General features: G+C 70.7%; 31 protein-coding genes. 19 read left to right on the top strand and 12 right to left on the bottom strand.

What is annotated here, in order from left to right:
* The first annotated feature begins 42 nt into the window (after window positions 1-42).
* The 6 genes from KF837_35095 to KF837_35070 all read left to right on the top strand — a co-directional run bounded on the left by KF837_35095 (window position 43) and on the right by KF837_35070 (window position 4,919).
* Entirely contained in the window at window positions 43-918 is an 876-nt protein-coding gene (locus KF837_35095) for an MBL fold metallo-hydrolase (GenBank protein ID MBX3232607.1), read from the top strand.
* Complete coding sequence (locus KF837_35090; GenBank protein MBX3232606.1) at window positions 902-1,255, top strand: rhodanese-like domain-containing protein; 354 nt, start codon at window positions 902-904, stop codon at window positions 1,253-1,255. Before KF837_35095 ends, KF837_35090 begins: the two co-directional genes overlap by 17 nt.
* A gap of 238 nt (window positions 1,256-1,493) precedes the next feature.
* On the top strand, window positions 1,494-2,198 hold the full coding sequence (locus tag KF837_35085; GenBank protein MBX3232605.1) for a biliverdin-producing heme oxygenase: 705 nt from the start codon (window positions 1,494-1,496) through the stop codon (window positions 2,196-2,198).
* A complete protein-coding gene (locus KF837_35080; GenBank protein ID MBX3232604.1) occupies window positions 2,195-3,049 on the top strand; it encodes a class I SAM-dependent methyltransferase in 855 nt (284 codons plus the stop codon). The genes KF837_35085 and KF837_35080 overlap by 4 nt, the downstream gene beginning before the upstream one ends.
* Window positions 3,046-4,239: a DUF2325 domain-containing protein gene (locus KF837_35075; GenBank protein MBX3232603.1), complete on the top strand. Its 1,194-nt coding sequence runs from the start codon at window positions 3,046-3,048 to the stop codon at window positions 4,237-4,239. Before KF837_35080 ends, KF837_35075 begins: the two co-directional genes overlap by 4 nt.
* Window positions 4,236-4,919, top strand: coding sequence for a class I SAM-dependent methyltransferase (locus tag KF837_35070; GenBank protein MBX3232602.1), 684 nt, complete (start codon window positions 4,236-4,238; stop codon window positions 4,917-4,919). Before KF837_35075 ends, KF837_35070 begins: the two co-directional genes overlap by 4 nt.
* 2 nt (window positions 4,920-4,921) lie before the next feature.
* On the opposite strand, the gene KF837_35065 is transcribed toward KF837_35070, so the two are convergent.
* The gene (locus KF837_35065) at window positions 4,922-5,653 is read right to left on the bottom strand and encodes a hypothetical protein (protein MBX3232601.1); all 732 of its coding nucleotides are present in this window, start codon (window positions 5,651-5,653) and stop codon (window positions 4,922-4,924) included.
* 120 nt (window positions 5,654-5,773) lie between these two features.
* Between KF837_35065 and KF837_35060 the strand changes: the two genes are divergently transcribed.
* The 6 genes from KF837_35060 to KF837_35035 are packed head-to-tail and all read left to right on the top strand — an operon-like array spanning window position 5,774 to window position 11,203.
* Window positions 5,774-6,970: a hypothetical protein gene (locus tag KF837_35060; GenBank protein ID MBX3232600.1), complete on the top strand. Its 1,197-nt coding sequence runs from the start codon at window positions 5,774-5,776 to the stop codon at window positions 6,968-6,970.
* Window positions 6,967-7,869 (top strand): sterol desaturase family protein, encoded by a 903-nt coding sequence (locus tag KF837_35055; GenBank protein ID MBX3232599.1) that lies wholly within the window; start codon window positions 6,967-6,969, stop codon window positions 7,867-7,869. The genes KF837_35060 and KF837_35055 overlap by 4 nt, the downstream gene beginning before the upstream one ends.
* Window positions 7,866-9,371, top strand: coding sequence for a hypothetical protein (locus tag KF837_35050; GenBank protein ID MBX3232598.1), 1,506 nt, complete (start codon window positions 7,866-7,868; stop codon window positions 9,369-9,371). Before KF837_35055 ends, KF837_35050 begins: the two co-directional genes overlap by 4 nt.
* Complete coding sequence (locus KF837_35045) at window positions 9,364-9,846, top strand: hypothetical protein (protein MBX3232597.1); 483 nt, start codon at window positions 9,364-9,366, stop codon at window positions 9,844-9,846. Before KF837_35050 ends, KF837_35045 begins: the two co-directional genes overlap by 8 nt.
* Complete coding sequence (locus KF837_35040) at window positions 9,843-10,331, top strand: hypothetical protein (protein ID MBX3232596.1); 489 nt, start codon at window positions 9,843-9,845, stop codon at window positions 10,329-10,331. The genes KF837_35045 and KF837_35040 overlap by 4 nt, the downstream gene beginning before the upstream one ends.
* On the top strand, window positions 10,328-11,203 hold the full coding sequence (locus tag KF837_35035) for a hypothetical protein (protein ID MBX3232595.1): 876 nt from the start codon (window positions 10,328-10,330) through the stop codon (window positions 11,201-11,203). Before KF837_35040 ends, KF837_35035 begins: the two co-directional genes overlap by 4 nt.
* A 32-nt stretch (window positions 11,204-11,235) precedes the next feature.
* Here KF837_35035 and KF837_35030 read toward each other — a convergent pair whose 3' ends face one another.
* Together KF837_35030 and KF837_35025 are read right to left on the bottom strand one after the other, a co-directional pair.
* A complete protein-coding gene (locus KF837_35030; GenBank protein MBX3232594.1) occupies window positions 11,236-12,051 on the bottom strand; it encodes a ferredoxin--NADP reductase in 816 nt (271 codons plus the stop codon).
* A gap of 42 nt (window positions 12,052-12,093) precedes the next feature.
* Window positions 12,094-12,939, bottom strand: a complete 846-nt coding sequence (locus KF837_35025; protein ID MBX3232593.1) for a hypothetical protein — start codon at window positions 12,937-12,939, stop codon at window positions 12,094-12,096.
* A 312-nt stretch (window positions 12,940-13,251) separates the two neighbouring features.
* Here KF837_35025 and KF837_35020 point away from each other — a divergent pair, with 312 nt between their 5' ends.
* Complete coding sequence (locus tag KF837_35020) at window positions 13,252-13,869, top strand: hypothetical protein (GenBank protein MBX3232592.1); 618 nt, start codon at window positions 13,252-13,254, stop codon at window positions 13,867-13,869.
* Window positions 13,866-14,012 (top strand): hypothetical protein, encoded by a 147-nt coding sequence (locus KF837_35015; GenBank protein MBX3232591.1) that lies wholly within the window; start codon window positions 13,866-13,868, stop codon window positions 14,010-14,012. The genes KF837_35020 and KF837_35015 overlap by 4 nt, the downstream gene beginning before the upstream one ends.
* A gap of 157 nt (window positions 14,013-14,169) precedes the next feature.
* Here KF837_35015 and KF837_35010 read toward each other — a convergent pair whose 3' ends face one another.
* Together KF837_35010 and KF837_35005 are read right to left on the bottom strand one after the other, a co-directional pair.
* Window positions 14,170-14,448 (bottom strand): hypothetical protein, encoded by a 279-nt coding sequence (locus tag KF837_35010; GenBank protein MBX3232590.1) that lies wholly within the window; start codon window positions 14,446-14,448, stop codon window positions 14,170-14,172.
* 156 nt (window positions 14,449-14,604) lie between these two features.
* Window positions 14,605-15,006 (bottom strand): metalloregulator ArsR/SmtB family transcription factor, encoded by a 402-nt coding sequence (locus KF837_35005; protein MBX3232589.1) that lies wholly within the window; start codon window positions 15,004-15,006, stop codon window positions 14,605-14,607.
* Window positions 15,007-15,225: 219 nt separating this feature from the next.
* On the opposite strand from KF837_35005, the gene KF837_35000 reads away from it, so the two are divergent.
* Window positions 15,226-15,876 (top strand): DUF1826 domain-containing protein, encoded by a 651-nt coding sequence (locus KF837_35000; GenBank protein ID MBX3232588.1) that lies wholly within the window; start codon window positions 15,226-15,228, stop codon window positions 15,874-15,876.
* A 325-nt stretch (window positions 15,877-16,201) separates the two neighbouring features.
* Here KF837_35000 and KF837_34995 read toward each other — a convergent pair whose 3' ends face one another.
* The gene (locus KF837_34995; protein ID MBX3232587.1) at window positions 16,202-16,993 is read right to left on the bottom strand and encodes a transcriptional repressor; all 792 of its coding nucleotides are present in this window, start codon (window positions 16,991-16,993) and stop codon (window positions 16,202-16,204) included.
* 104 nt (window positions 16,994-17,097) lie between these two features.
* Between KF837_34995 and KF837_34990 the strand changes: the two genes are divergently transcribed.
* Window positions 17,098-17,340: a hypothetical protein gene (locus KF837_34990; protein ID MBX3232586.1), complete on the top strand. Its 243-nt coding sequence runs from the start codon at window positions 17,098-17,100 to the stop codon at window positions 17,338-17,340.
* A gap of 162 nt (window positions 17,341-17,502) precedes the next feature.
* On the opposite strand, the gene KF837_34985 is transcribed toward KF837_34990, so the two are convergent.
* The 5 genes from KF837_34985 to KF837_34965 form a co-directional block, all read right to left on the bottom strand.
* Window positions 17,503-17,781 (bottom strand): hypothetical protein, encoded by a 279-nt coding sequence (locus tag KF837_34985; protein MBX3232585.1) that lies wholly within the window; start codon window positions 17,779-17,781, stop codon window positions 17,503-17,505.
* Between the two features lie 85 nt (window positions 17,782-17,866).
* Window positions 17,867-18,193: a ribosome-associated translation inhibitor RaiA gene (locus KF837_34980; GenBank protein ID MBX3232584.1), complete on the bottom strand. Its 327-nt coding sequence runs from the start codon at window positions 18,191-18,193 to the stop codon at window positions 17,867-17,869.
* 45 nt (window positions 18,194-18,238) lie between these two features.
* Window positions 18,239-18,703: a universal stress protein gene (locus KF837_34975; protein ID MBX3232583.1), complete on the bottom strand. Its 465-nt coding sequence runs from the start codon at window positions 18,701-18,703 to the stop codon at window positions 18,239-18,241.
* Window positions 18,700-20,145: a PQQ-binding-like beta-propeller repeat protein gene (locus tag KF837_34970; GenBank protein MBX3232582.1), complete on the bottom strand. Its 1,446-nt coding sequence runs from the start codon at window positions 20,143-20,145 to the stop codon at window positions 18,700-18,702. The genes KF837_34975 and KF837_34970 overlap by 4 nt, the downstream gene beginning before the upstream one ends.
* Window positions 20,146-20,208: 63 nt before the next feature.
* A complete protein-coding gene (locus KF837_34965) occupies window positions 20,209-20,847 on the bottom strand; it encodes a TetR/AcrR family transcriptional regulator C-terminal domain-containing protein (protein ID MBX3232581.1) in 639 nt (212 codons plus the stop codon).
* Window positions 20,848-20,998: 151 nt separating this feature from the next.
* On the opposite strand from KF837_34965, the gene KF837_34960 reads away from it, so the two are divergent.
* From KF837_34960 to KF837_34950, 3 genes are all read left to right on the top strand, one after another.
* The gene (locus KF837_34960) at window positions 20,999-21,349 is read left to right on the top strand and encodes a response regulator (protein MBX3232580.1); all 351 of its coding nucleotides are present in this window, start codon (window positions 20,999-21,001) and stop codon (window positions 21,347-21,349) included.
* Between the two features lie 78 nt (window positions 21,350-21,427).
* On the top strand, window positions 21,428-21,781 hold the full coding sequence (locus KF837_34955; GenBank protein ID MBX3232579.1) for a response regulator: 354 nt from the start codon (window positions 21,428-21,430) through the stop codon (window positions 21,779-21,781).
* Window positions 21,781-22,107, top strand: coding sequence for a hypothetical protein (locus tag KF837_34950; GenBank protein ID MBX3232578.1), 327 nt, complete (start codon window positions 21,781-21,783; stop codon window positions 22,105-22,107). Before KF837_34955 ends, KF837_34950 begins: the two co-directional genes overlap by 1 nt.
* 5 nt (window positions 22,108-22,112) lie before the next feature.
* Here the strand turns inward: KF837_34950 and KF837_34945 are convergent, their stop codons facing one another.
* On the bottom strand, window positions 22,113-22,925 hold the full coding sequence (locus KF837_34945) for a trypsin-like peptidase domain-containing protein (protein ID MBX3232577.1): 813 nt from the start codon (window positions 22,923-22,925) through the stop codon (window positions 22,113-22,115).
* Window positions 22,926-22,945: the final 20 nt, after the last annotated feature.

Here is a 22,945-nt window from a genome sequence, read left to right as displayed (position 1 = left end):
TTCGCGCGCCGGCTGGCTCTCACCGGCTGTGAGGGCACAGCCATGAAAATCGAGACGTTCTACGATCCGGTCACCTCCACGCTCACCTACGTCGTGTTCGATCCCCAGAGCCGCGACGCGGTCGTCATCGATCCGGTGCTCGACTACGACGTGCTCGCGTCGTCGACCGCGACGAGGTCCCTCGGCGAGGTCGAGGCCTTCCTGAAGAAGGAGCGGCTGCGGCTGCACTACGTGCTCGAGACGCACGCGCACGCCGACCATCTCAGCGGCAGCCAGCACCTGAAGCGTCGCTTCGACGCGAAGGTCGGCATCGGCGCGCGCATCCGCGACGTCCAGCAGGTCTTCAAGGACGTCTTCGACCTGCCGCCGTCGTTCGCGACCGACGGGAGCCAGTTCGATCGCCTCTTCGAGGACGGCGAGAGGATCGCGGCGGGGACGCTGACGGTCGAGGTCATCGCGACGCCGGGACATACGCCGGCGTGCGTCACGTACGGGATCGGCGACGCGGTCTTCACCGGCGACGCGCTGTTCATCGAGGACTACGGCACCGGCCGCTGCGACTTCCCACGCGGGAGCGCCGACGCGCTCTACACGTCGGTCCACGAGCGGCTCTACGCGTTGCCCGACGCGACGCGCGTGTTCGTCGGCCACGACTACCAGCCGAACGGCCGCGCGCTCCGGTACGAGACGACGATCGGCCGCTCGAAGGAGGCCAACGTGCAGCTCCGCGCGAGCACCACGCGCGACGACTTCGTGCGTCGGCGGAACGGTCGCGACGCGACACTCGCGGCGCCGCGGCTCCTCTACCCGAGCGTCCAGGTCAACATCGACGCGGGGCGCTTGCCCGCGCCGCACGCGAACGGCCGCCGCTACCTCATGATCCCGATCGACGGAGGCCACGATGACGACGCTGCATGAATCGGCCGCGCCGAACGCCGCCGGCTACCGCGACGTCACGCCGTCGCAGGTCTTCGCGAGGGCGCGCCACGTCCACGTCGTCGACGTGCGCGAGCCCCACGAGCTCGCCGGCGAGCTCGGTCGCATCGCGGACGCGGAGCACGTCCCACTCGCGACCGTCCTCGCCGCCGCGCCGGCGTGGCCGAAGGACGCCGAGCTGGTCCTCGTCTGCCGCTCAGGCGCCCGCTCCAGCCAAGCCGCCACCGCGCTCACGCAGCGCGGCTTCCGCCGCATCATGAACATGACCGGCGGAATGCTCGCCTGGAACGACGCAGGACTACCGATCGAGCGAGGATGAGCATCGGCGGCGGCGGACCGCTCCCGCGATGCCGCCCGCGCGCGCTCGTCTGCCCGTCTGCCCTTTGCCCGCGCTGGCGCGCCTTGACCGCGCTTCGGTCAAATGGCACTTTATTGAAAATGACTTTCAATATCATTCGACGGAGCCAATTCCGCGTGGCGGGACGAGGCAGCCCCGAGCGACCGCGCGAACGCGGACGCGACGCGATGCCAGACACCCGTGCGGAAGCTTCGTCGCGGTGGCAGGCGGCGATGTTGCGGTCGCGGCGGGGTGGGTGGGGGTGACCGTGGACGTCGCCGCGGTGCCCGTGATGCCTCCTCTCTCTCGGCGGCTTCGTCGCGAGACCAAGGTGATGCATCGGCTCGTCGAGAGCACGAGGCTCGCGCGCGCGTTCTTTCGAGGGACGCTCACGACGCAGGCGTACGCAGAAGGGCTCGCTCGGCTCTACCCCGTCTACGTGACGATGGAAGGCGCGCTCGAACGCGCGCTCCGCGACTCGCGCCTCCAGGCCTTTCACCTGCCGGCCGCGTATCGGTCGCGCGCCATGCTCGCCGACCTTCGGTTCTTCGGGGTGTCGCCGGAGCCGATCCGCGACGGCGCCAGCGCGCGGTACGTCGAGCGCGTCCGCTGCGTCGTCGACGAGACGCCCTCGCTCCTCGTCGCGCACGCGTACGTCCGCTTCATGGCCGACGTGTCGGGCGGCATCATCGCCGGCAAGGTCGCGCGGCGCGTCCTCGGGCTGCGATCGCAAGAGGGCCTCGCCTTCTTCGCCTTCCCCGACATCCCCGACCCTGCCGCCTTCCGCGAGGGCTTCCGCCGCCGCCTCGACGGGTTCCCTCGCGACGAAGAAGAGAGCCGCGCGATCGTCGCGGAGGCGAACGTCGCCTTCGAGCTGAACCGCGCGCTCGCAGACGAGCTCTGGACGGAGGTCTTCGATCGATGAACGACGCGACGAACGAACGAACCGTACGACTCGACGGCGTCCCCGAGACGATGCTCTGGACGCTCCACAACCGCGCCCACGAGGCGAAGCGGCGCGACGCCCGCCTCAAGGACCCCGAAGCGGTCCGCATCTACGACGCGATCGCGTACGACTACGAGCGCAGCTTCGGCCGGCCGGACGGATCGCATCCGATGCGCTCGCTCGTCTTCGACGACGCCCTCCGCCCGTGGCTCGCCGCGCACCCCGGCGGGACCGTCGTCGAGCTCGCGTGCGGGCTCGAGACGCAGTTCCAGCGCTGCGACGACGGAGAGGTCCGCTGGCTCTGTGTCGATCTCCCGGACGCGATCGACGTCCGCGAGCGGTTCCTCCGCGCGACGGAGCGATGCCGGCACGTGCGCCGGAGCGCGCTCGATCACGGCTGGATGGACGAGGTCGACGCCACGCGCGGCGTCTTCGTGACGGCGCAAGGCCTCTTCATGTACTTCCAGGAAGACGACGTCCGCCACCTCGTCCGCGCGATGTTCGAGCGCTTCCCCGGCATCGAGCTCATGTTCGACGCGATCCCGCGCTGGTTCTCGCGCAAGACGCTCGCCGGCTTCCACAAGACGAAGCACTACCGCGCGCCGCCGATGCCCTGGGGCGCCGACCGCGACGAGATCGAGCCGCTCCTCCGCCGCTGGAGCGATCGCGTCGCGAGCGTCGAGACGATCCCGTACGGCGCGATGCGCGGCGTCTCCGGGCTGTGCCTCCAGCTGTTCGGCCGCGTCCCGATCCTCCGGAACATGCCGCCGACGATCGTGCACGTCCGCACGCGCGGCGACGAGAAGAACGGGAAGGAGGACGCGCGATGACGGCGCTGGTCGCGACGAGCCTCGTCGATCGGCGGCGCATCTGGCAGATCGACGCCGGCATGCACTGCTCCGTGCTGGGCACGTGCCTGACGCTGAACGACCTCCACGCGATCGCGCGGCGCGCCCGCTACAAGATCGACCCCGAGACGGTGCCGTACAAGCTCCACTCCTGGTTCGTCGACATGATGCTCTACCCGAACGAGGTGTCGAAGCTCGTCGACAAGGAGCTCGAGAAGCGACACCAGGTCCCCGCCCGCATCCTGCGCCGCGCGCGCACGGAGGAGGAGCTCGAGGCGCGGTGGAAAGAGGTCTGCGCGCGCGGTCAGATCGCCGGCGCGTACTGGGGCGCGATGAGCCATCCGCTCTGCTCGAAGGAGCTCCAGTGGCGGCTCTTCGGCGAGATCCACATGCTCTCGCACCTCGTCGGCGCGTCGCGATCGTCCGACGTGGCGCGCGTCCACGACCTCGAGGTCACGTCCGCCACCCTCGACGGCAAGCTCGCGCAGCTGAAGCACGATCACCGGAGCCTCCTCAAGGACCGCAGGCGGCTCGAAGAGGAGATGGCCGCGCAGCGGAGCGAACGCGACGAGATGGAGCGGCGCCTCCGGCTCGCCCACGACCGCATCGCCGCGCTCGAGTCCACCTCGCTCGTGAGCGATCTCGCGGGACGCGTCGAGGCGATCGAGCGTGACCTCGCCGCCGCCCTCGCGCGCGCGACGGCCGCGGAGTCCGCGCTCGCGGAGGCGCGGACCACCGCCGAGCAGGCGTCGGAGCACGTCTCCGAGCTCGTCGCCGAGACCGAGGCGCTGGAGCACGAGCTCGAGCTCGCCACGCGGCCGCTCTGCCCCCTCGTCGACGGCCGCGCCGAGCTGACCGCGGGCCTCGACGGAAAGCGGATCCTCTGCGTCGGCGGACGGACCAACCTCGTGCAGCACTACCGCGCGCTCGTCGAGCGGCGCGGCGGCGAGCTCATTCATCACGACGGAGGGATCGAGGAGTCGCTCGACGCGGTGACGCGCGCGCTCGCGACGGTGGACGCGGTCGTCTGCCCGCTCGACTGCGTGAGCCACGCCGCGTACCTGAAGGTGAAGCGCGCGTGCAAGCACATGTCGAAGCGCTTCCTCCCGCTGCGGACGTCGGGGCTCTCGTCGTTCGCGCGCGGCGTCCAGTCGATCGCGGGCGCGTCGTGACCGCGCCGAAGCCGTTCGACGACGCCGAACGCTACATGGAGGAGATCCGGCTCCTCATCCCCGGCTACTACGCGCTCCACGCGATGGTGCCGGCGGTGCTGGGCGCGGCGGTCGCGCCGATCGAGCGCGTGCTCGCGGTCGGCTGCGGTCCCGCGCTCGAGGCCGTCGCGATCGCGCGCGCGTTCCCTGGCTGCGTCGTCGACGCGATCGATCCGTCTCCCGCGATGGCGGAGGCGGCGCGGAGGACCGTCGCCGCGGCCGCGATGGAGGAGGCCATCGTCGTCCACGCCGCGACGCTCGCGGAGCTCCGGATCGATCGCCCCTACGACGCGGCGATCGTCCTCCTCGTCGGCCACCTGATCCCCGACGACGGCGCGCGCGCGTCCTTCCTGCGCGACCTCGGCCGCGCGGTGCGTCCGCGCGGCGTCGTCGTGCTCGCGGAGCTCGAGGACGTGGGGCCGGCGCGCGCGCTCCTGACCGAGGCGCATCTGCGCTGCTCGCACGCGGCCGGCGTCCTCGACGAGCGCCTCGAGACGATGCGCGAGCGGCTCACGTCGGGGTTCCACGCGATCACGCGCGAGCGGCTCGTCACGTTGCTCGACGACGCGGGGCTCTCCGTGAAGGCCGAGCTCTTCCGCGCGTTCGGGATCGTCGGGCTCGTCCTCGAGCGAGGAGCGTGACGTCAGTCCTCGCCGAGCGTGACGGTGTCGAAGGCGACGCGTGACGGATCGCCGGCGCGGAGCCGCGCGCCGACGTACCAGCGCGGCGCGAGCTCCGCGCGCGCGTCGCCGAACGAGAGCGGCTCGCTCGTGAACACGGTGTCGCTGCCGGAGCGGAAGCGGATGTGGCCCTCGCCCGCGCCGTCGACGTAGACGTCGAAGCGCACGCTCGTGAACTCGCCGCGGCGCGGCCCGAGCTCCGTCGCCACCAGGCGCGGCGCGCCGCCGGCGATCCGCTCCTCGACGTACCACTTCCCGTCGGGCTCGACGCCGAGCTCGAGGTGGTAGTCGCCGTCATCGAGGCCGGCGAGGTCGAGCCGGCCGTGGCCCTCCGCGACGGCGACGAGGAAGAAGAGGTTGAACTTGTTCCCGCGCGCGGAGGAGAACGTGAGGCGGGCATCGGTCGCCTCCGCCGTCTGCGCGATCGTGACGACGTTCGGGGCGGAGGGCGCGCCGTCGCGAGGCCCCCGCGTGACGATCGCCGCGCTCCCTTCGATCGACTCGAAGCGCCCGGGGAGCTCGCCTTCGTCGAAGTCCTCACAGAAGGAGAGGCGCGGACGCGTCCGGCAGAACGGGTCGGTCCGCCCGTCGCCGGCGTCGGGCGCGGACGCGTCCGGCGAGGTGCCGGTGGTGCCGTCGGACCCGCAACCGAGGAGCATGGCAAGGACCGCCGCGAGGGAACCAGCTGTTTTCACGAGGCTTTCCTAGCACGCGAAGTTAATGTTGATAATCATTTTCATTAATGGCAGAGAGCCCCGCATGAAGAGGCCCGCGGTCTTCCTCGCATCCGGCGTCGAGATGACCGGCCGGACGACGTGAGGGCGCGCGACGTCGTCCTCGCCGCCGCCGTCCTCGGCGGGCCGGTCGCGATCGCCTGCCGGCGGGGCGACTCGGCCGAGGTGCGCTTCGAGCCCGGCACGCTCGTCTCCGACGCGGGCACGTTCACGCGCGCGGAGCTCCTCGCCGGCGAAGGCGCGTGCGCGCTCGACACGTATCGGCGCACGAAGGCGAAGGCCGACGTGCTCGCCGACGCGCTGCGCGCGTGGGACGCCGCGCCGAGCGACGCGACGAAGGCGGCCGCGCGCGCCGCGTTCGCGGAGACGATGACCGAATTCCAGCGCGCCGAGGCGATGCAGTTCGGCCCCTTCGCGCGCGCGATCGGCCCCGGCGGCGAAGGGATCCGCGATCAGGTCTACATGTTCCCCGATCCCGATCGCTGCCTCATGGACGACACGCTCGCGAACGAGAAGTACCTCGAGCCCGAGCTCCGCTCGGTGAAGACCCGCGCCGGCGCGCGCGGCCTCGCCACGATCGAGTACCTCCTCTTCTACGAAGGCGCCGCCAACGCGTGCCCGGCGACGGCCGCGATCAACACCGAGGGCACGTGGGCCGGCCTCGCCCCCGCCGAGCTCACGAAGCGGCGCGCCGCCTACGCGCGCGTCGTCGGCGAAGACGTCGCGGCGCGGCTCGGCGATCTCGTGCAGCGCTGGGAGCCGAGCGGCGGCAACTTCCTCGCCGAGCTCGAGACGGCGGGGAGCGGCAGCCGCGTGTTCGCCTCGCAGCAGGGCGCGATCAACGCGCTGACGGACGCGCTCTTTTACCTCGACAAGGAGCTCAAGGACGACAAGGTCGGCCGCGCGCTCGGCGAGCCGGAGCTCGTCGAAGCGCCGCACTCGCGCCTCGGGCACGCGTACGTCGCCGCCAACCTCGCCGGGTTCCGCGCGATATTCTTCGGATGTGGCGTAGACGGCGGAGGTCTCGGCTTCGACGATCTCCTCGAAGGTGTGGGCGCGGGCCGCGTCGCCGCGTCGGCCGCCGCCGCGTTCGCCGAGGTCGAGGCGACATTCGCCAAGATCCCCGCCGGCACGTTCGAGGACGCGCTCGCCGCCCGCAGCGCGGAGGCGCAAGCGTTCCACGCCGCGCTGAAGAAGCTCGCCGACATCCTCAAGACCGAGGTCGTCACCGTCCTCAACCTCGAGCTCCCCTCCCGCGTCGAAGGGGACAACGATTGACCCCGCTCGAGGAGCTCCTCGGCCCGCACCATCGCGTGTGGCTGCCGTTCATCGGGATGTCGCTCCTCCTCGCGGCGTTCGCGTGGTGGCGCGGGCTCTCGCGCACGCCGCTCCTCCGCTTCCTCTTCCCGCGCCGCCTCTTCCTCCATCGCTCGTCGCGCCTCGACGTGGTGTGGCTCGCGGTCCGCGGCGTGTGCCAGCCGCTCCTGCTCTGGCCGCTCCGCCTCTCCGTCCTCGGCGTCGCGCTCGTCATCTGCGGCGCGGTCCGCGACCGCGTCGGGGCGAGCCCGCTGTCGTGGAGCGGCGATCGCACGCCGGTGTTCGTCGCGTTCACGCTCGCGCTCTTCCTCGCCGACGACCTCACGCGCTACCTCGTCCACCGCGCGATGCACGTCGTCCCCGCGCTGTGGGAGCTCCACAAGGTGCATCACTCCGCCGAGGTGCTCACCCCGCTCACGCTCTATCGCGTGCACCCGCTCGAGAGCTCGCTCAACCAGCTCCGCGGCGGCCTCGCGGCCGGCCTCGTCACCGGCGTCTTCATGTGGCTCCTCCCCGGCACGCTGCGCTCGTTCGAGGTCCTCGGCGTCGACGTCCTCGGCTTCGTCTGGACCGCCGCCGGCGCGAACCTCCGCCACTCGCACGTCTGGCTCCGCTTCCCCGCCGCGATCGAGCGCTGGCTGATCAGCCCGGCGCAGCATCAGTTGCATCATGCACGCAGCGGCGCGCGCGGCAACTACGGCTCCGCCCTCGCGGTGTGGGACCGCCTCTTCGGGACGCTCCTCCTCTCGGAGGGCCGGCGCGCGCCTCGCGTCGGGCTCCCGCGCTCGCAGCGGAACCACGCGATGAACGCGGGGTCGGCGCTCGTGGCGCCCGTCCTCGCCGCGCTGGGGGTCAAGTGAACGGGAGTGGAGCGAGCCGCCCGCCGACCCGACGGCTCGCCGCGCTCGCGGCCGCGGGCGGCGCGCTCGCGACGTCGCAGGCGCTGATCGTCCGCGAGCTCGTGAGCGGCCTCTTCGGCGAGGAGATCGTGATCCTCCTCGTCAACGCGACGCTCTTCGCCGCGATCTCGCTCGGCTACTGGTGGGCGCCGCGCCTGACGCGCACGGCGGTGGGACCGAAGCTCTTCGTCGCCGGATGCCTGCTCCACCTGTCGCTGCCCGTGCTGCCGCGCTGGGGCTTCGCGCTCCTCGACACGACCTCGGCGGTCGTGCGCCTCCCCTTCGCGGTCGGCCTCGCCGCGTGCCTCCTCGCGCCGCTCGCCACGCTCCTGCCGCGCGCGGTGGCGGAGCAAGAGGACCGCGTCGCGGGCATGCGCTGGAGCTACAGCGCCGAGCTCGCCGGCTTCCTCGGCGGGCTCCTCGTCGTGCACGTGTCGTTCGGGCACCCCGTCGTCGTGCTGATGACGCTGCACTGGATCCTCCTCGGCGGCGTGCTCGCCCTCTCGATGGGACGCCGTCCCGCGCTCGCGTTCGCGGTGCCGGCGGCGCTGCTCCTGCCGTCGCTGCCCGCGCGCGCGCAAGCCGCGAGCACCGCCGTCTACCGCAACGTGCACGGGATGAAACACGCCGACGTCGTCTTCTCGATCGACTCGCCGTACCAGCGCGTGGAGGTCGTCGACGACGGGCCCGGGCGCCGCTCGCTCTACCTCGACGGCCTCGAGAACCTCAACGCGAGCGACCTCGCGCTCCTCAACGAGTACCTCGCCGTGATCCCGGCGCGACTGATGCGACCGCGCCGCGTGCTCCTCGTCGGCAACGGCACGCTCTCGCTCGTCGCGCCGCTCCTCGTGCTCGCGGAGGAGGTCGTCACGGTGGAGCTCGATCCGGTCGTCGTCGAGACCGGCCGTCGCTTCTTCAGCCCCGACGCGGGGCGGGGGCGCGCGGGCTGGTCGCTCGTCGAGACGGACGGCAAGGCGTACCTCGCGCGGTCCGGCGAGACGTTCGACCTCATCGTGTTCGACGTCCCGAGCCCGCTCGGCTTCCAGGAGGCCTTCCTCCACACGCGCGAGATCTACGAGCTCGCCCGCGCGCGCCTCGCGCCGCGCGGCGTCGTGGCCGTTCAGCTCAGCGGCAACCGGCTCGGAGAGCGCGGCCGCTCGCCGTCGCGCGTCGCCGCCTCGCTCGCGGCGGTGTTCGAGGAGGTCGCCGTCGTCGAGAGCGCGATCGCGGATCGAGCCTTCGCGTACGCGTCGCCTTCGCTGCCGTTCGACGTCGAGCGCGTGCGCGACGTCATGCCTCCGGCCGAGACGAAGCTCGTCGTTCATTCGCCGACCGCCGTTCGGCGCCGGATCGGAGACACGCGCCCGCTCGAGGTGGACTCGCTCGATCTCGTGCTGCGGCGCGGCCTCGAGCGCTTCTTCGCGCGCCAGTCGGCGGCGGGAAAGAGGCCGCGCGATGAGTGATCTCGCGAGCACGATGACGGGCGTGTACTTCGCGTCCCTCCAGGTCGGGACGCTGCTCGCGGTCCAGAGCGTGGGGTCCGCGGCGTGGCCGACCTACGCCGGGCTCACCGCGGCCTGGCTCGCGGGGACGCTCGTGGGCCTCTGGCTCCCGCTCCCCCGGCGCGCGGCGATCGCGGCCGGGCTCCTCGCCTTCGAGGCGATGATCGCGCTCACGCGGCTGTGGCCGTGGAGCCGGGCGCTCGTCCCCGTCGCCGCGCTCTCGATCGCGATCGGCGGGCTCTGGGCGGGTGGGTTCTTCACGAGCGCCGCCCGACGCGGTAAGGACCGCTCCGTCTTCTTCGACGAGAACAACGGCTTCTTGCTCGGACTCGTCGTCACGACCGTCGCGTTCGCGTTCGCCGGACGCGGCGGCCTCGCCGCCCTGACCCTCGTCACCGGCGGCGCGCTGTTTGGACTCGAAAGGACCACCTCATGAACGTACGGCTCTCCCTCGCCATCGCGACCTTCGCCTTCGCATCGACGGCGATCATCGCCTGCACGATCGACGATCGACCCGGCGTCGTCGTCATCGCACGTGACGCCGGGCCGACGGAGCCGGCGGCGCCGGGCCCGACCGCGAGCGGGGCGAAGTCCACCGACGCCGGGTCCACGAAGGACGCCGCCACGATCTCGGCGACGTGTCCGGGCCTGACGGTGGAGGGCGGCGCGAAGTACGCGGGCTGCTGCTTGCCGACGGGTCGCTGCGGAGTCTTCGCGTCGGCGCTCAACTCCTGCGTCGATCAGGTCCAGCTCGGCGAGACCTCCTCGACCGCCACGTGCACGTACACGGGCAGCGGGGACGACGATGAAGACGACGACAAGGATAAAGACAAGGACAAGGATAAAGACAAGGACAAGGACAAGGACAAAGACAAAGACAAAGACAAGGACTCCGACAGCGAGGACGAGGAGAACGATTGAGCTGGACGCGGCCGGCGTCGCTCGCCGTTGCGCTCGCGCTCGCAGCGCTGGCCGCGTGTTACACCGGGCCGCGCGGTCGGTCCGAGGACTTCGCGCCCGCGGAGGAGCCGCCGCGCGCGGGCGGCGAGCAGGTCGTACCGAGCGGGCTCCCTTGCGAGATCGCGACGCTGCTCGCGCAGCGCTGCACGCGGTGTCACGGCGACGTGCGCGAGGACGCGAAGACCCGCCTCCTCTCGCGCGACGACTTGCTTGCGGACTACAACGGACGCACGGCCGGCGCCGAGTCGGCGCTCCGGATGCGCGACGCGCTCGAGCCGATGCCGCCGGAGGGCCTCCTCGAGGTCGCGGAGATCGAGGTCTTCGAGCGATGGGTCGCGAGCGGGATGCCGGCCGGCGAGTGCGCGGAGCTCGCGACCCCCGCCGCCTTCGAGCTGACGTGCACGAGCGGCACGTGGTGGACGCGGGGCGACGACGGCAGCAAGCTGATGTCGCCGGGCCACGCGTGCATCGCGTGCCACGCGGGCAAGCCGCTCAAGCCGGTCGGCGGCGCCGAGGACGACGACGGCCCGCTCTTCTCGTTCGCGGGCACGGTGTACCCGGCGCCGCACGACGCCGACGACTGCAACGGCGTCTCCGATCCCGAGACGCGCGTGCTCCTCACCGGCGCCGACGGCAAGACGCTGACCTTGCCGGTCAACGCGGCGGGGAACTTCATGACGGAGCAGCGGCTCGCGTTCCCGGTCACCGCCGCCGTCGTCAACGCGCGAGGCCTCCTCGAGATGAAGGATCCGATCGCGACCGCCGCCGACGGCGACTGCAACGCGTGCCACACCGCGGAGTCGGCGTCGCCGGGCCGGGTCTTCAGCCGGTAGCCGCGCGGCTTCGGCTACTTTATCTATTTCACCTACTTCAGCGCGAACGCCTTTTCGACGAGGTAGTCGCCGGGCGCTCCGCTGTTGCCCTCTTCGAAGCCCTGCGCCTCGAGGAACGAGGACGTCTCGGCGAGCATCTCGGGGTTGCCGCAGAGCATGATCCGATCGGAGCGAGGGTCGAGCGGGGGCAGCCCGAGGTCCTCGAACGCGCGGCCGGTCGCGAGGAGATCGGTGATGCGTCCCTCCGTGCGGAAGGGCTCGCGGGTCACCGAGGGGTAGTAGGTGAGGCGCGGCTGCACGAGCTCACCGAGCGCGTCGTGGGAGGGGAGCTCGTGCTCGATGAAGCGCGCGTACGCGAGGTCTTCGACCTGACGGCAGGTGTGGGTGAGGATCACGCGCTCGAAGCGCTCGTACGTCTCGGGGTCCTTGATGACGCTGAGGAACGGCGCGAGCCCGGTTCCGGTCGCGAGGAGCCAGAGCCTCGCGCCGGGCCGGAGGTTCCCGATCGTGAGGGTCCCGGTCGGGCGCTTCCCGACGAGCACGGCGTCGCCGACGGCGACGTGTTGGAGGCGCGACGTGAGCGGGCCGTCTTCGACCTTGATCGAGAAGAACTCGAGCGTCTCCTCGTAGTTCGCGCTCGCCATCGAGTAGGCGCGCACGAGGGGGGCGCCGTCGACCTCGAGCCCGAGCATGACGAACTGCCCATTCGCGAACCGGAACCCGCTGCTGCGCGTGCACCGGATCGTGAAGAGCCGATTGGTCCAATGGTGGACTTCGACGACGCGCTCTATCGTGTATTTCGTGTACTTCGATGACGGCAGTGCTGCCGAGCTGGATGCGGCGTTCATCGTAGGCTCCGTGCTCGTTCCTCGTCCGTTATCCATTCGTGCTCATCCCGTGTTCGTCCCGAGCTCATTCCGCTCATGAAGCGCGCGCACGCAGAGCCACGCATCCATGGCGTGGGCGACGACGGGGGCGAGCGCCTCTGCGGACGACCCCGGCGAGTGCTCGACGATCTCGGCGAGCGCGTGCTTCAGGTTCTGAACCGCCCGCGCCCGCAACGCGAGCGGCAGCGCCCCATCCCGCGCCGCCGCGACGAGCCTCTCGAACGCCCGCTCGAGCCACGCGCGCGAAGCCGCGCCGTCTCCAGCCCGACGTTCCAGCTCGGCGAGGTTGTGACACGCAATCGTATAGAGCGCAGGCGCAAGAAAGCTGGCAACGGCGTCCCCCGCCCTCGCGAGCCTCCAGAGCCGCTCCGCCTCCGCGACCGCAAGCCCATACAACTCACGCGCCTCCCGCTCGTCCCCACGACGAAAGGCATCATTTCCCGCCGCCGAGAGCGCCTTCCACTCCCCCTCCACCTCACCCCCCATCACACGCCTTCCCTCCACCCCCTCACCACCGCCCGAGCGCAACACACGCTTCCCCTCGGCCTCACCGCCGACCGAGCGCGGCGCACGCTTCCCCTCGGCCTCACCGCCGACCGAGCGCGGTATACGCTTCCCCTCGGCCTCACCGCCGAGCGAGCGCGGTACACGTTTCCCCTCGGCCTCACCGCCGAGCGAGCGCGGCACGTGCTTCCCCTCAACGTCCTCACCGCCGAGCGAGCGTGCCTTCCTCTTCTCGTCCGACGAGTCGCCGGCGACGAGGCTCGGCACACGCTTCCCCTCGGCCTCACCGATGCCGGAGCGCGCCTTCCTCTTCTCGTCCGTGAAGCCCCCATGACGCTCGTGCATGGTGGGAATCTAGGCGATCTCCACCTTATTGAAAATGATTTTCATTTTCATAACTGAGCCGTAGCGAGCGCGCCCAGACGCTGCCCGACCCCGCCTGCTGTTCAAACATCACGAAGCCCATGCAGCGATGAGCGGCGCACGCCGCGCGGTCTTCCTCATCGGGCCTTGGCTTTCAGGCCGCAAACACATCGAGCGCGAGGTTCAGCTCGTCGTTCGTCGTTCGTCGCGAGAGCGAGAACGTCATCGAGTCGTTGATGCTCACGACCACTTCGAGTTGCTGCAGCAAGCCGTTCCGGCCTACTCACGTAGGCAATGGGGCAATCGAAGCTCGCTCCCGCGCAGATCCTCGACGTGCTGGACGCGCAGTGGGCCGTGGACTGGCCCGACTTCCGCAACGTCACGGCGACCGAGTACCACGCCATGCGCCTCGTGGTCGTACGCGCCGACGACGACTGGAGCCTCGTCTTCGACCAGCTTCAGGGCTCATGGATCGACGACGGCGACGGGATGTCGGCGGGCGTGCGCTCGAAGATCTACGGTCCGTCGATCCCTGACCACGCCATCGATGTTCCGGCCAAACGTGACGTCGGCCTCGAAGTAACACCGCACGAACCCAACGATCTCCGGCTCGACGGCGTCGAGCTCACCGGCCCTGCCGGAACGCTCCGCTATCACCCGTCGCTCGTCGGCCAACTCGCTCTGCGGCCCGGCAAGGTGGCGAACCTCGATCACGCCGCCGAGCGCCCCGCCGACGTCCTCCTGCTTCGCGCCTACCTCGCGACGTTCCCCGGCTCGCTGTTCGGACCGCTCGGCGAGAGACGCTGCGCACCATCGACGCGACCGAGGCCGACGTCCTCCTCGTCACCGACGCCTTCGAGCACGTCCTCTCCCGCTCGGAGCCCGGTGAAGATCCAGACCGTAGCTACGTGAAGAAGCCGAGCGAGTCGTCCGTCTTTCGCACGCTCGCTCGAGCCATCGCAGCGGGCGATCCCGCCCTGTTTCAGCGCGGCACGTCGAACCTCGACTGGCGCCTCTGGGCCACGTTCGACGACATCAACGCGCCGCGCTCGTAGCCCCACGCGCACGAAGGCCGCGTCCAATTCGTCCACGACTTCTTCGCCGAGCCGACGCATCACTCGGGATCGCCGCGGCGCGCGAATCGGACGAGCTCATCACGGAGTGACGCGTCATCGCTCGTGTGACGGTCGACGTGAGGTGGTGATGGTGGGATCACTGGCACGCGGCGACGCACTCGTCCTTCTTGGCGGCGCAGTCGGCCTCGGTGCGGCCCGCGACGTGAACGAAGTCGTCACACTCCTTCGCCTTCGGGTTGGAAGAGCTCTTCGCTGCGCAAGCGTCATGAAACGCTTCACACGACTCCGGCGTCGAGCCGTGGGCGTCGTGATCATGATCGTCGTGGTCGTGGTCGTCGTCGGAGCAAGCCGTCACTGCCCCGCTGGCGGCGAGGACGACGACAAACGCTGCGATCGACAGGAGAGAACTTTTCACGTTGGTGTGCTCCGCCGGACCGAGCGTCCATCGCCGGCGCGGCAGGCTCGGAATAGGCCACTCTCGAATCATAAGCAAGTTGATTGCATATACTAACGCACCGCGCTTGCATTTGGATGACCGGTGACCGGTCGTGGCCAGCGTCGTCGAGGACGCTCATCGAGACGCGCGTGGGCGGAGCGAGCGACGGGCGAGATCGCGGACGAACGCCGCGAGCAGCGCCTCCGCGCGTGCATCGTGGACCTCGTAGCGGACGACGTTGCCGCGGCGGACACGACGCACGAGCCGTACGATTCGCAGGACTCGCAGCTGCTGCGTCACGAGCGACTTGTGACGGCCGACGACCTCCGCGAGCTCCGCGGTCGTCATCGGGCGGTCGCGGAGCTGCATGAGCAACTGCAACCGCTCTGGATCGCCCACCGCCCCGAAGATCGTCGCCGCTGCGTCATACACTCGATCGGCGCGGAGCCCGCGCCAAACACGCCGCGCGTGAGCCTCCGGCTCGCAGGACTCCGACTCCGGCTCCGGCTCCGGCGCGGGCCGGTGTCGTTTCGTCATGGCGGCCCGACGCGATATCCGCCACGGCAACCAAACGCAATCGCATTGCATATCATTCATCAGACGCACAGTTCATCAACCGTGTTGCACCAACGAAGATCGCTTGCGTTTGACCATCCCACGCACCGCTTGGCGCGTTCCAATAGTTGCAATTGAATTGCAAACAATCGCACTAGCTCATACGGTCGCTGCATGTCCCTCTCCGAGAGCGCTCGGCTCGTGAAGACATCGAAAGTCGTGTCGTCGACCTCGGTCGACGTCTTGCGAGAGATCGCGGCGGCAGACACCGTCGCCGCCGTCTGGCAGCGGAGCGTCGACGAGCACGTCGCGCGTCAGGTCGCCGCTCGCCTTCCGAGGCACACCGTCGAGAGGGGACTGCTCCTCTGGGCGCACGATCATCACGCTCGCTCGCTGGCTCCGCTCGTCGCCGAGCTCGAACCGAGCGACGGGCGCGACGCGATCCTCGCGGACGCGAGGTTGCTCCTGAACCGCTGGTTCGAGATCGCGCTCGTGCCCCACGCCTACGTCTCGCTCGCGGTCGTCGCCGACAGCTCATGCCATCGGCTTCACGTCGATCGAGTCGGCCGGAGACTGTTGACGACGTATGTCGGCGCCGGCACGGAGTGGCTCGATCCCGACGCCGCGGAAGCGTGGCGTCGGGACCGCTGCTGCTGGAAGCCGAGCTCGATCGAGCGACTCGCGACCGGCTCCGTGATCATCATGAAGGGCTGCAACGAGAGCGACGACGACGGCCTCGTCCACCGTTCGCCACCGCTCGAGCCCGACGCAAGCCCACGCTTGCTCCTTCGAATCTGCGACGGCGAATACCACCTCGCCCGCGCCGGGCTAACGGCACGCGGGCGAGCGTGAGCGGGCGGCTGCGCCTGAGCGGCGTGCGTGAGCGTGAGCGGGGGCGACAAAACGGCGCGTGTGCGTGAGCCTGAGCGGCGTGCGTGAGCGGGCGCGACGTGAGCGTGAGCGGGCGCGACAAAGCGGCGCGTGAGCGTGAGCGGCGTGCGTGAGCGTGAGCGGGCGCGACTGAGCGTGAGCGGGCGCGACTGAGCGTGAGCGGGCGCGACTGAGCGTGAGCGGGCGCGACTGAGCGGTGCGTGAGCGTGAGCGGCGAGCGTGAGCGTGAGCGGGCGCGACTGAGCGGCGCGTGAGCGGGCGGTGAGCGGTGAGCGTGAGCGGCGGATCAGGTGCAGTCGTCGCAGATGCCCTTTAGTTGGATGGAGACTTTTTTTGCGGCGACTGATTTGGGGGGACGGCGGCCGGATAGCTTGACCGTGACGTCGGGGAGGCACGAGACCTGGCCGCAGTCGACGCAGACGAAATGCGGGTGTTGCTCGGCGTGCTCGCTCGCTCCGTCTCGTAGGAGCTCGAATCGCCATATGTGGTCGCCGAGATCGGTGCGCGAGAGGATCTTCGCGTCCGCGAGGTCCATGAGGATTCGGTAGATCGACGCGCGATCGAAGCCGCGGTCGTCGAGCGCCTCGAAGATGTCTGCGTGACTCTTGCGACCGCCATGCTCGTAGAAGTGCTCCAGCACAGCGATCCGCGAGACCGTGCTGCGTAGCCCCGCGCCACGGAGCAGAGCCTGGAGCTCGGGCACCGTCGGAACAGTGCGCACCTCGTCCTTCTTCGCGGCCGCGGCCTTCTTCGGTTTCGATTTCACGGACTCTCGCTTGCTCAATTGTAGGTTCCGTGAAGTGTACCGCTCCTGTATCCAAGTTGCACCTTTCCGAGATTCGCCGTGGCGACCGACATCGTGCGGAAGGCGCCAACACGAGGTGAACGCGAGCCGACGCTCTCCGTCTCGACGCAAACGCAGGGACGTTGCGGACGACGACAGGACGCCGCGGCCACGAAGCCACCTCGACAGAATAAGCAGACGACGACGCCGCGGCGACGCGACAAGCCGCTCCGACAGGACACACGGACGACGACGCCGCGACGTCGCGCATGGACGACGACGCCGCGGCGACATGGCGTGGTGGCGACGAAGCCACCTCGACAGGAACGCGCGGACGACGATGCCGTGACGGCGAGGACGACGACTCCGCTGCGACATGGCAGCTCGGCGACGACACCATGGCGGCGCGCGAGGACGACGACTCCGCTGCGACATGGCAGCTCGGCGACGACACCATGACGGCGCGCGCGGACGACGACTCCGCTGCGACATGGCAGCTCGGCGACGACACCATGGCGGCGCGCGAGGACGACGACAGGACGACGTGGCGTGGCGACAAAGCCACCTCGACGGGGACGCGGCGGACGACGACGTGGCGACGAAGCCACCTCGACGGGGACGCGCGGACGACGACATGGTGACGTGGCGACGAAGCCTCGACAGGAACGCGCGGACGACACCGCCATGGCGGCGCGCAGACGACGACAGGACGGCGTGGTGGCGAAGTCGCTTCGGCCGGAATGCTGGGACGACGACGCGACGTCGCGGTGACGAAGTCGCTTCGATGGGGCGGCGCGGGCGCGCTAGTCGGGTGTGGAGCGCGGGGTGGGGGCGCGGGATACGACGGTTTCGATACGGCAGACCGTCGTTAGCGAGGTCTCTGGGTGGCGGAGTGCGTGCTGGACCTCCGCCGCGACGGCGGCGACGACGGCGGAGAGCTCCTCGACGCGGGCGGCCAAGGCGTCGCGTTCGTGCAAGATGTCGATGCTCGTTCTGGCGCGGCGCGTGGAGCGCGGCGGGTGCTCGTTCATGAACGTCCTCCCCAACGGGCTCACTATGACCGATCGGCCGCGAACGACCATGTGATCCTCCTTCGCTAAGGAGCGAAGGAGCGAAGGAGCCAAGACGCCAAGACGCCAGGGACGGAGGACCGCAGCACCTGCGACGTCAGCGGCGGCGGTGCGAACGTACGTGATCGGCGAGGATGCGGCGCGCGTCGGCGAACGCGGCATCGATGCACGCGTGCATGTCGCGGAGGCCCTTGTCATCCTCGTGATCGCGGTTCACGACGAGGTCGCGGCCGGGGACGGCGAGGTCGATGCGAACATGTGGATGGCTGCCGTGCCGGAAGCCGTTCGGCAGCGACAGCGTCACGTGACAGCTCGTGATGCGAGCCGAGAGACGCTCCAGGCGCTCGGCGCGCGAGCGGACGTGATCCTCGATGAACGTGCTCGGAGCCATGTCACGGAAGGTGATCCGAAGAGGGGTCTGCATGTGCTCTCGAAGGAGCAAGCGCGATGCCGGCGCAGAGCCTGCGCGTCAGCGCACCGTGACGACCGGCACCGGCGACTCGCGCACCACCGCCTCCGCGACACTACCGAACAGCGCGCGCGCGGCGCCGCGACGGCCGTGCGTGCCCATCACCACGAGGTCGGTGCCGATCTCGCCGGCGACCTCGAGGATCACGTCGCGCGGATCGCCCTCGGCGGTGCGCTTCGCGAGCGACGCGCGCACCTCGTACGGCTCGCAGAACACGTCGAGCGCGCGCACCGTCGCGGCGGCGAGCTGCGCAGCGTCGTCACCGGAGGAACCGGAGGAACCAGAGGAACCAGAGGAACCAGAGGAACCAGAGGAGGAGCCGGAGCGGACGGAGCGGGGGTCGTAGACCGCGAGGACCGCGAGCGTCGCGCCGAGCTGCGTGGCGAGGTCGGCGGCGAACGCGAGCGCGCGACCGCTCGGATCGGAGAAGTCGACCGGGACGAGGATCGTGCGAACGGCGCTCATGGCAGGCGCCATCCGAGATCGATCGCAGGGAAGACACCGTCGTTGTGCCCCGAGGCGCCGCGCGCGACGCCGGCGAGCGGCGGGAGCGGCGCGTGGGTCGCGAGCGCGACCAGGCGGCCGTCGCGCGTCGCGACCACGAGCTCCTGCAAGCCGTTGCGTTCGATGTCGGCGATGAGCGCCGGCGCCTCGATCGGTGCGTCGAGCCGGTAGAGGAACGAGATGCCGCCGGCGGCGTCGAACGCGACGACGTCACCTTGCATCGTCCCCACCACCGCCTCGGTCATCGTCGCCCCCTGCGCGAGCGTGCCGAGGACCGGCGACGCGACGACCGAGCCCTGACGCGAGCGATACGCGCGCTCGTTCGCGCGGAGCACGACGACGGCGTCCTCCTTCCCCCAGCGCGACGTCGGGACGAGCATGCTGCCGCCCGGGATCGGCGTCGGCGTCGCGAGGAGCCCGGTCGAGTCGCCGTCGTCCTCCTCCATCAGCGCCGACCACAGCTCCTTGCCGTTCCGGCCGTCGAAGATCGCGATGTCGCCGTCCGCCCAGCCCGCGACGACCTCGAGGTGGCCGTCGGCGTCGACGTCCGCCACCAGCGGCGGCGCGCGGAGCGACGACGCGCGCGACGTCTGCCACGCCGTCTCTCCCGTCGCGGCGCGGAGCGCGTAGAGACGCCCGCCATCGGTGCCGGCGACGATCTCCGGCTTGCCGTCGTGATCGAGATCGGCGGCGGCGAGGCCTCCTCCGATCTCGCGACGCCCGTCGGTCGCGGAGCCGAGCACGCGGCTCCAGCGCACCTTGCCCGTCCTCCCGTCGAGGAGCGTGACCTTCCCCGTCGCGTCGCCGACCGCCACCTCGAGCGTCCCGTCGCCGTCGGCGTCGACGAGCGTGGGCGGCGTCATCACCGCCGCTCCGATCGCCGTCCGGAACACGATCGCGCCGCCCTTCGTCGTCGCCGCGACCTCGCCCGAGCCCGAAGCCGAGCCCGAGCCCGAGCCCGCGCCCGAAGGACCCGCAGACGACGAGTAGACACGATCGCCCTCCATCGCGATCCCGACCACGTCGCCGGCGGCGGCGGGGAGCAACGCGCGGCGCGCGCCCGAGCGGCCGTCGATGACGTGCACGCCGGCGGGGCCGCTCGGTCCGCGCTTCGTCCCGATCCACACCGCGCCGTCGCGGACGAGCATCGTGGTCCGGTGATCGGTGCGCCCGATCGACGAAGACCAGAGCTGACGAACCGCGCGGTCGCGCATCTTGAAGCGCGCCTCGGGCGTGAAGCTCTGCGGGCCGGTCGGGACGAAGGTGCTCGTCTCGCCGGAGCGCAGCCGGACGTCGGAGGAGGTCGAGGACGCGGCCGCCGGCACGAGCGGCGACGCGCCCTGACCGGCCGGGGAACAGCTCGCGGCGAGCACGAGGACGACGAGCGGAGTGAGGTGGCGCATGCCCGCCGTCGCAGCAAGCGTCGTTCCGCGCAGCGCCTGCGCCGGCGCGCAGGAGTTGCCGCGTCAGGCCGCGCGCGCGCCGCGGATCTCGGCGAGGAAAGTGTCGAGGCCGACCTCGAACGCCTGATCGAAGCTCCAGCGATCGACCGCGCCCGCGAGCGCGTCGAGGCGCGGATACGTCGCCGGCGCCGCCGCGGTGACGGCGAACGCGGCGCGGAGCTGCGCGAGCGGGACCGCGCCGGTGCCGCCTCCGAGCATCATGCGCTCGACGAGGACGAAGCCGAGCACGAAGCACATGAGCGAGGTCACGGCGTGGAGCTTTCGCTTCGGCGACACGCGCTCGCGGGCCATCGCGGCGGCGAGGCGCTCGAAGAGCGAGAGCGCCGAGCGCGGCGCGATCGGACGCGTGAGCAGCGGCAGCCAGCTCGGGTGCCGGGCGAGGAGGCGGCGCGCTTCGTGCGCCATCGCGCGGACCGCGGTCTCCCACGCCGCTCCGGTGGCCGCGACCGGGAGCAGCCGCTGGATGACACGGTCGAGCATGAGATCGAAGAGCTCGGCCTTGTTCGCGACGTGGCGATAGATCGACATCGGCGCGACCTCGAGCTCGCGCGCGACCTTTCGCATCGAGACGGCCTCGAGCCCTTCTCGATCGGCGAGGGCGAGGGCGGCGTCGACGACGGCGAGGCGATTCAAACGGTTCATGCCCTCCTGCCGGAGCGAGAACCACGCCACGCGCAGGAGTTGCGCGGCGAACGCAGCGCGTGCACGGGCGAAAGAGTACGGTCGCGGCGATGTGTACGCGCGCGCGCGCCTCCCTTGACTCCTCGGCCGGGCTCTCGGAACTGCGCGCGCCGTGTCGAGATCCAACCGGAAACGTGTCCTCGTCGTCGAGCGCCACGAGGCGTCACGGCGGGGGCTCGTCGCGCTGCTGGAAGCGGAGGACGTCGTCGTCCGCTCGTGCGCCGACGCGCGCCAGGCGCTCGTCCTCGCGCGCACCGAGCCGTTCGACGCGCTCGTCCTCGACCTCGAGGTCCCCGCCGATCGCGTCGCCGACCTCCGCGCGATCGTGGCCGCCCGACCCGACGCGCGCCTCGTCTGGACGAGCTGCGACCATCCGACCTTCGACCTCGGCGCCGGCACGCTCGTGGTCAAGCCCATCGCGATCGACACGCTGCTGCAGCATCTCGGCGTCGTCCCACGATAGTCGCACGACGACTTGACCACCATCAACAATGATGGTTCATTGATGAAGCGTGGAAAGCGCCGACAAGGGGGGCCTCGCATGCGCATCTTGCTGGTCGATGATGACTTCACGCTACGCCGGACGCTGAAACGTCGCTTGTCGGCGCTCGCCGCGGACATGACGGTGCACGAGGCGGGCGGCGTCGAGGAGGCGCGGGGCCTGCTGGCGCTGCACGGGTACGACGCCGTGGTGTCCGACGAGCACATGCCCGACGGGCTCGGACACCTCCTCCTCGCGACGATGGCGAAGGAGCAACCGTCGTGCCGGCGCGCGCTCATGTCGGGCAACCCGCCGCCGGACGCGCCGTCGGCGTGGGAGACCTTCTTCGAGAAACCCAACGGCCTCGACGCCCTCGTCGCGTGGGTGCAGGCCCTTACCCCGAGCGAGCACTGATGGCCTCGACGCGTACGCCCAAGAAGAACGCCAGCGTCTCGCTCGGCGAAGAAGTGACCGCCTCCGTGCGCGGGGAGGTGCGCCGCGCCGTCAGCGCGGCCACGCAGCGCGCGACGCTCCTGCGAAGCATCGCGTCGCAGGTCTCCGCCCTGACGACGGAGATCCTGGTCGACTCGACGCCGGAGCAGCACCGGCAGCGCGCGCACGAGCTCCGCGGCGTCGTCCTCCACGGGCTCACCGTCCTCGCCGAGCTCCAGCACATCAACGGCCGCCTCGAGACGCTCGCGACGCTCCAGGAGACGATCACCGCGGCGACGACGGAGTGAGCTCGTCAGCGCTCATCGCGAAGCGAGCACGTGGGCCGCTCGAGCTCGGGCGCTCCCGTCGAGCGATCGAAGCAGCCGTAGAGCATCGTGGCGAGGACGCCGTAGGAGCGGCCGGGCTCGGCGACCGAGATCGCGCCGGCGGCGTCGACCTCGCACGGGTTGTGGTAGGTGCAGGCTTCGCCCGATCCGTCGTAGTGCGTGTTGGCGAGGCCGACGAAGCGCCCCTCCGACGTCACGATCGGCGAGCCCGAGACGCCGGTGTAGATGCGGCACGGCGTGGTGAACCGGACGCCGGCGGTCGTGCGATAGGGCCCCTCGCGGAGCGCGACGTGTCCATCGAGCTCGCACCGGAACGTGCGGTTGTAATAGCCGGCGACGATCGCGATCGGCGCGGCGTCGCTCGCCAGCGTCTCGTCGAGCGTCAGCGGCATGATCCCGTGCGCGTCGAGGAGCGCGTCGTAGGTCGTCGCGAGCTCGTAGACGGCGACGTCGGTGCCCGTCATCGTCGCGACGAGGAGCTTCGTCGCGTCGACGTCGACCGGCCCGCCGGGGCCGCGCAGGATGATCCGCGTGCCGGCGTCCTCGACGTCGGAGAGGACCGTCCCCGGCGCGGGGTATTCGCCGACGCAGTGCCCGTTCGTGATCACGAGCGCTGGCCGCGAGCCGCTCATTCGATCGAACCGGAAGAGCGCTCCGGAGCACCCCTTCACCGCGGCGAAGCCGAACGCGCGCTCGGAGATCGCCTCCGACGACGCGGCGGGTTCCGGCGCGGCGCATCCGACGATCGAACCAAGGAGCATGAGGACGGCGCGCCGCATCGCGAGGACGTAGCGCGCGA

Source organism: Labilithrix sp. (assembly GCA_019637155.1).
In the GTDB taxonomy this organism is placed as follows: Bacteria; Myxococcota_A; Polyangia; order Polyangiales; family Polyangiaceae; genus Labilithrix.
Note: the sequence above shows the minus strand (reverse complement) of the source record. Positions and strands in the feature narration are given on the sequence as shown.

What these genes read in the sequence shown, in the direction of transcription:
- KF837_35095 (MBX3232607.1), top strand. Translation starts at nt 43, where the DNA reads ATGAAAATCGAGACGTTCTACGATCCGGTCACCTCCACGCTCACCTAC.
- KF837_35090 (MBX3232606.1), top strand. Translation starts at nt 902, where the DNA reads ATGACGACGCTGCATGAATCGGCCGCGCCGAACGCCGCCGGCTACCGC.
- KF837_35080 (MBX3232604.1), top strand. Translation starts at nt 2,195, where the DNA reads ATGAACGACGCGACGAACGAACGAACCGTACGACTCGACGGCGTCCCC.
- KF837_35075 (MBX3232603.1), top strand. Translation starts at nt 3,046, where the DNA reads ATGACGGCGCTGGTCGCGACGAGCCTCGTCGATCGGCGGCGCATCTGG.
- KF837_35045 (MBX3232597.1), top strand. Translation starts at nt 9,364, where the DNA reads ATGAGTGATCTCGCGAGCACGATGACGGGCGTGTACTTCGCGTCCCTC.
- KF837_35040 (MBX3232596.1), top strand. Translation starts at nt 9,843, where the DNA reads ATGAACGTACGGCTCTCCCTCGCCATCGCGACCTTCGCCTTCGCATCG.
- KF837_35030 (MBX3232594.1), bottom strand. Translation starts at nt 12,051, where the DNA reads ATGAACGCCGCATCCAGCTCGGCAGCACTGCCGTCATCGAAGTACACG.
- KF837_35025 (MBX3232593.1), bottom strand. Translation starts at nt 12,939, where the DNA reads ATGCACGAGCGTCATGGGGGCTTCACGGACGAGAAGAGGAAGGCGCGC.
- KF837_35020 (MBX3232592.1), top strand. Translation starts at nt 13,252, where the DNA reads ATGGGGCAATCGAAGCTCGCTCCCGCGCAGATCCTCGACGTGCTGGAC.
- KF837_35005 (MBX3232589.1), bottom strand. Translation starts at nt 15,006, where the DNA reads ATGACGAAACGACACCGGCCCGCGCCGGAGCCGGAGCCGGAGTCGGAG.
- KF837_34995 (MBX3232587.1), bottom strand. Translation starts at nt 16,993, where the DNA reads ATGTCGCCGCGGCGTCGTCGTCCATGCGCGACGTCGCGGCGTCGTCGT.
- KF837_34990 (MBX3232586.1), top strand. Translation starts at nt 17,098, where the DNA reads ATGGCGGCGCGCGAGGACGACGACTCCGCTGCGACATGGCAGCTCGGC.
- KF837_34985 (MBX3232585.1), bottom strand. Translation starts at nt 17,781, where the DNA reads ATGGTCGTTCGCGGCCGATCGGTCATAGTGAGCCCGTTGGGGAGGACG.
- KF837_34980 (MBX3232584.1), bottom strand. Translation starts at nt 18,193, where the DNA reads ATGCAGACCCCTCTTCGGATCACCTTCCGTGACATGGCTCCGAGCACG.
- KF837_34975 (MBX3232583.1), bottom strand. Translation starts at nt 18,703, where the DNA reads ATGAGCGCCGTTCGCACGATCCTCGTCCCGGTCGACTTCTCCGATCCG.
- KF837_34970 (MBX3232582.1), bottom strand. Translation starts at nt 20,145, where the DNA reads ATGCGCCACCTCACTCCGCTCGTCGTCCTCGTGCTCGCCGCGAGCTGT.
- KF837_34965 (MBX3232581.1), bottom strand. Translation starts at nt 20,847, where the DNA reads ATGAACCGTTTGAATCGCCTCGCCGTCGTCGACGCCGCCCTCGCCCTC.
- KF837_34955 (MBX3232579.1), top strand. Translation starts at nt 21,428, where the DNA reads ATGCGCATCTTGCTGGTCGATGATGACTTCACGCTACGCCGGACGCTG.
- KF837_34950 (MBX3232578.1), top strand. Translation starts at nt 21,781, where the DNA reads ATGGCCTCGACGCGTACGCCCAAGAAGAACGCCAGCGTCTCGCTCGGC.
- KF837_34945 (MBX3232577.1), bottom strand. Translation starts at nt 22,925, where the DNA reads ATGCGGCGCGCCGTCCTCATGCTCCTTGGTTCGATCGTCGGATGCGCC.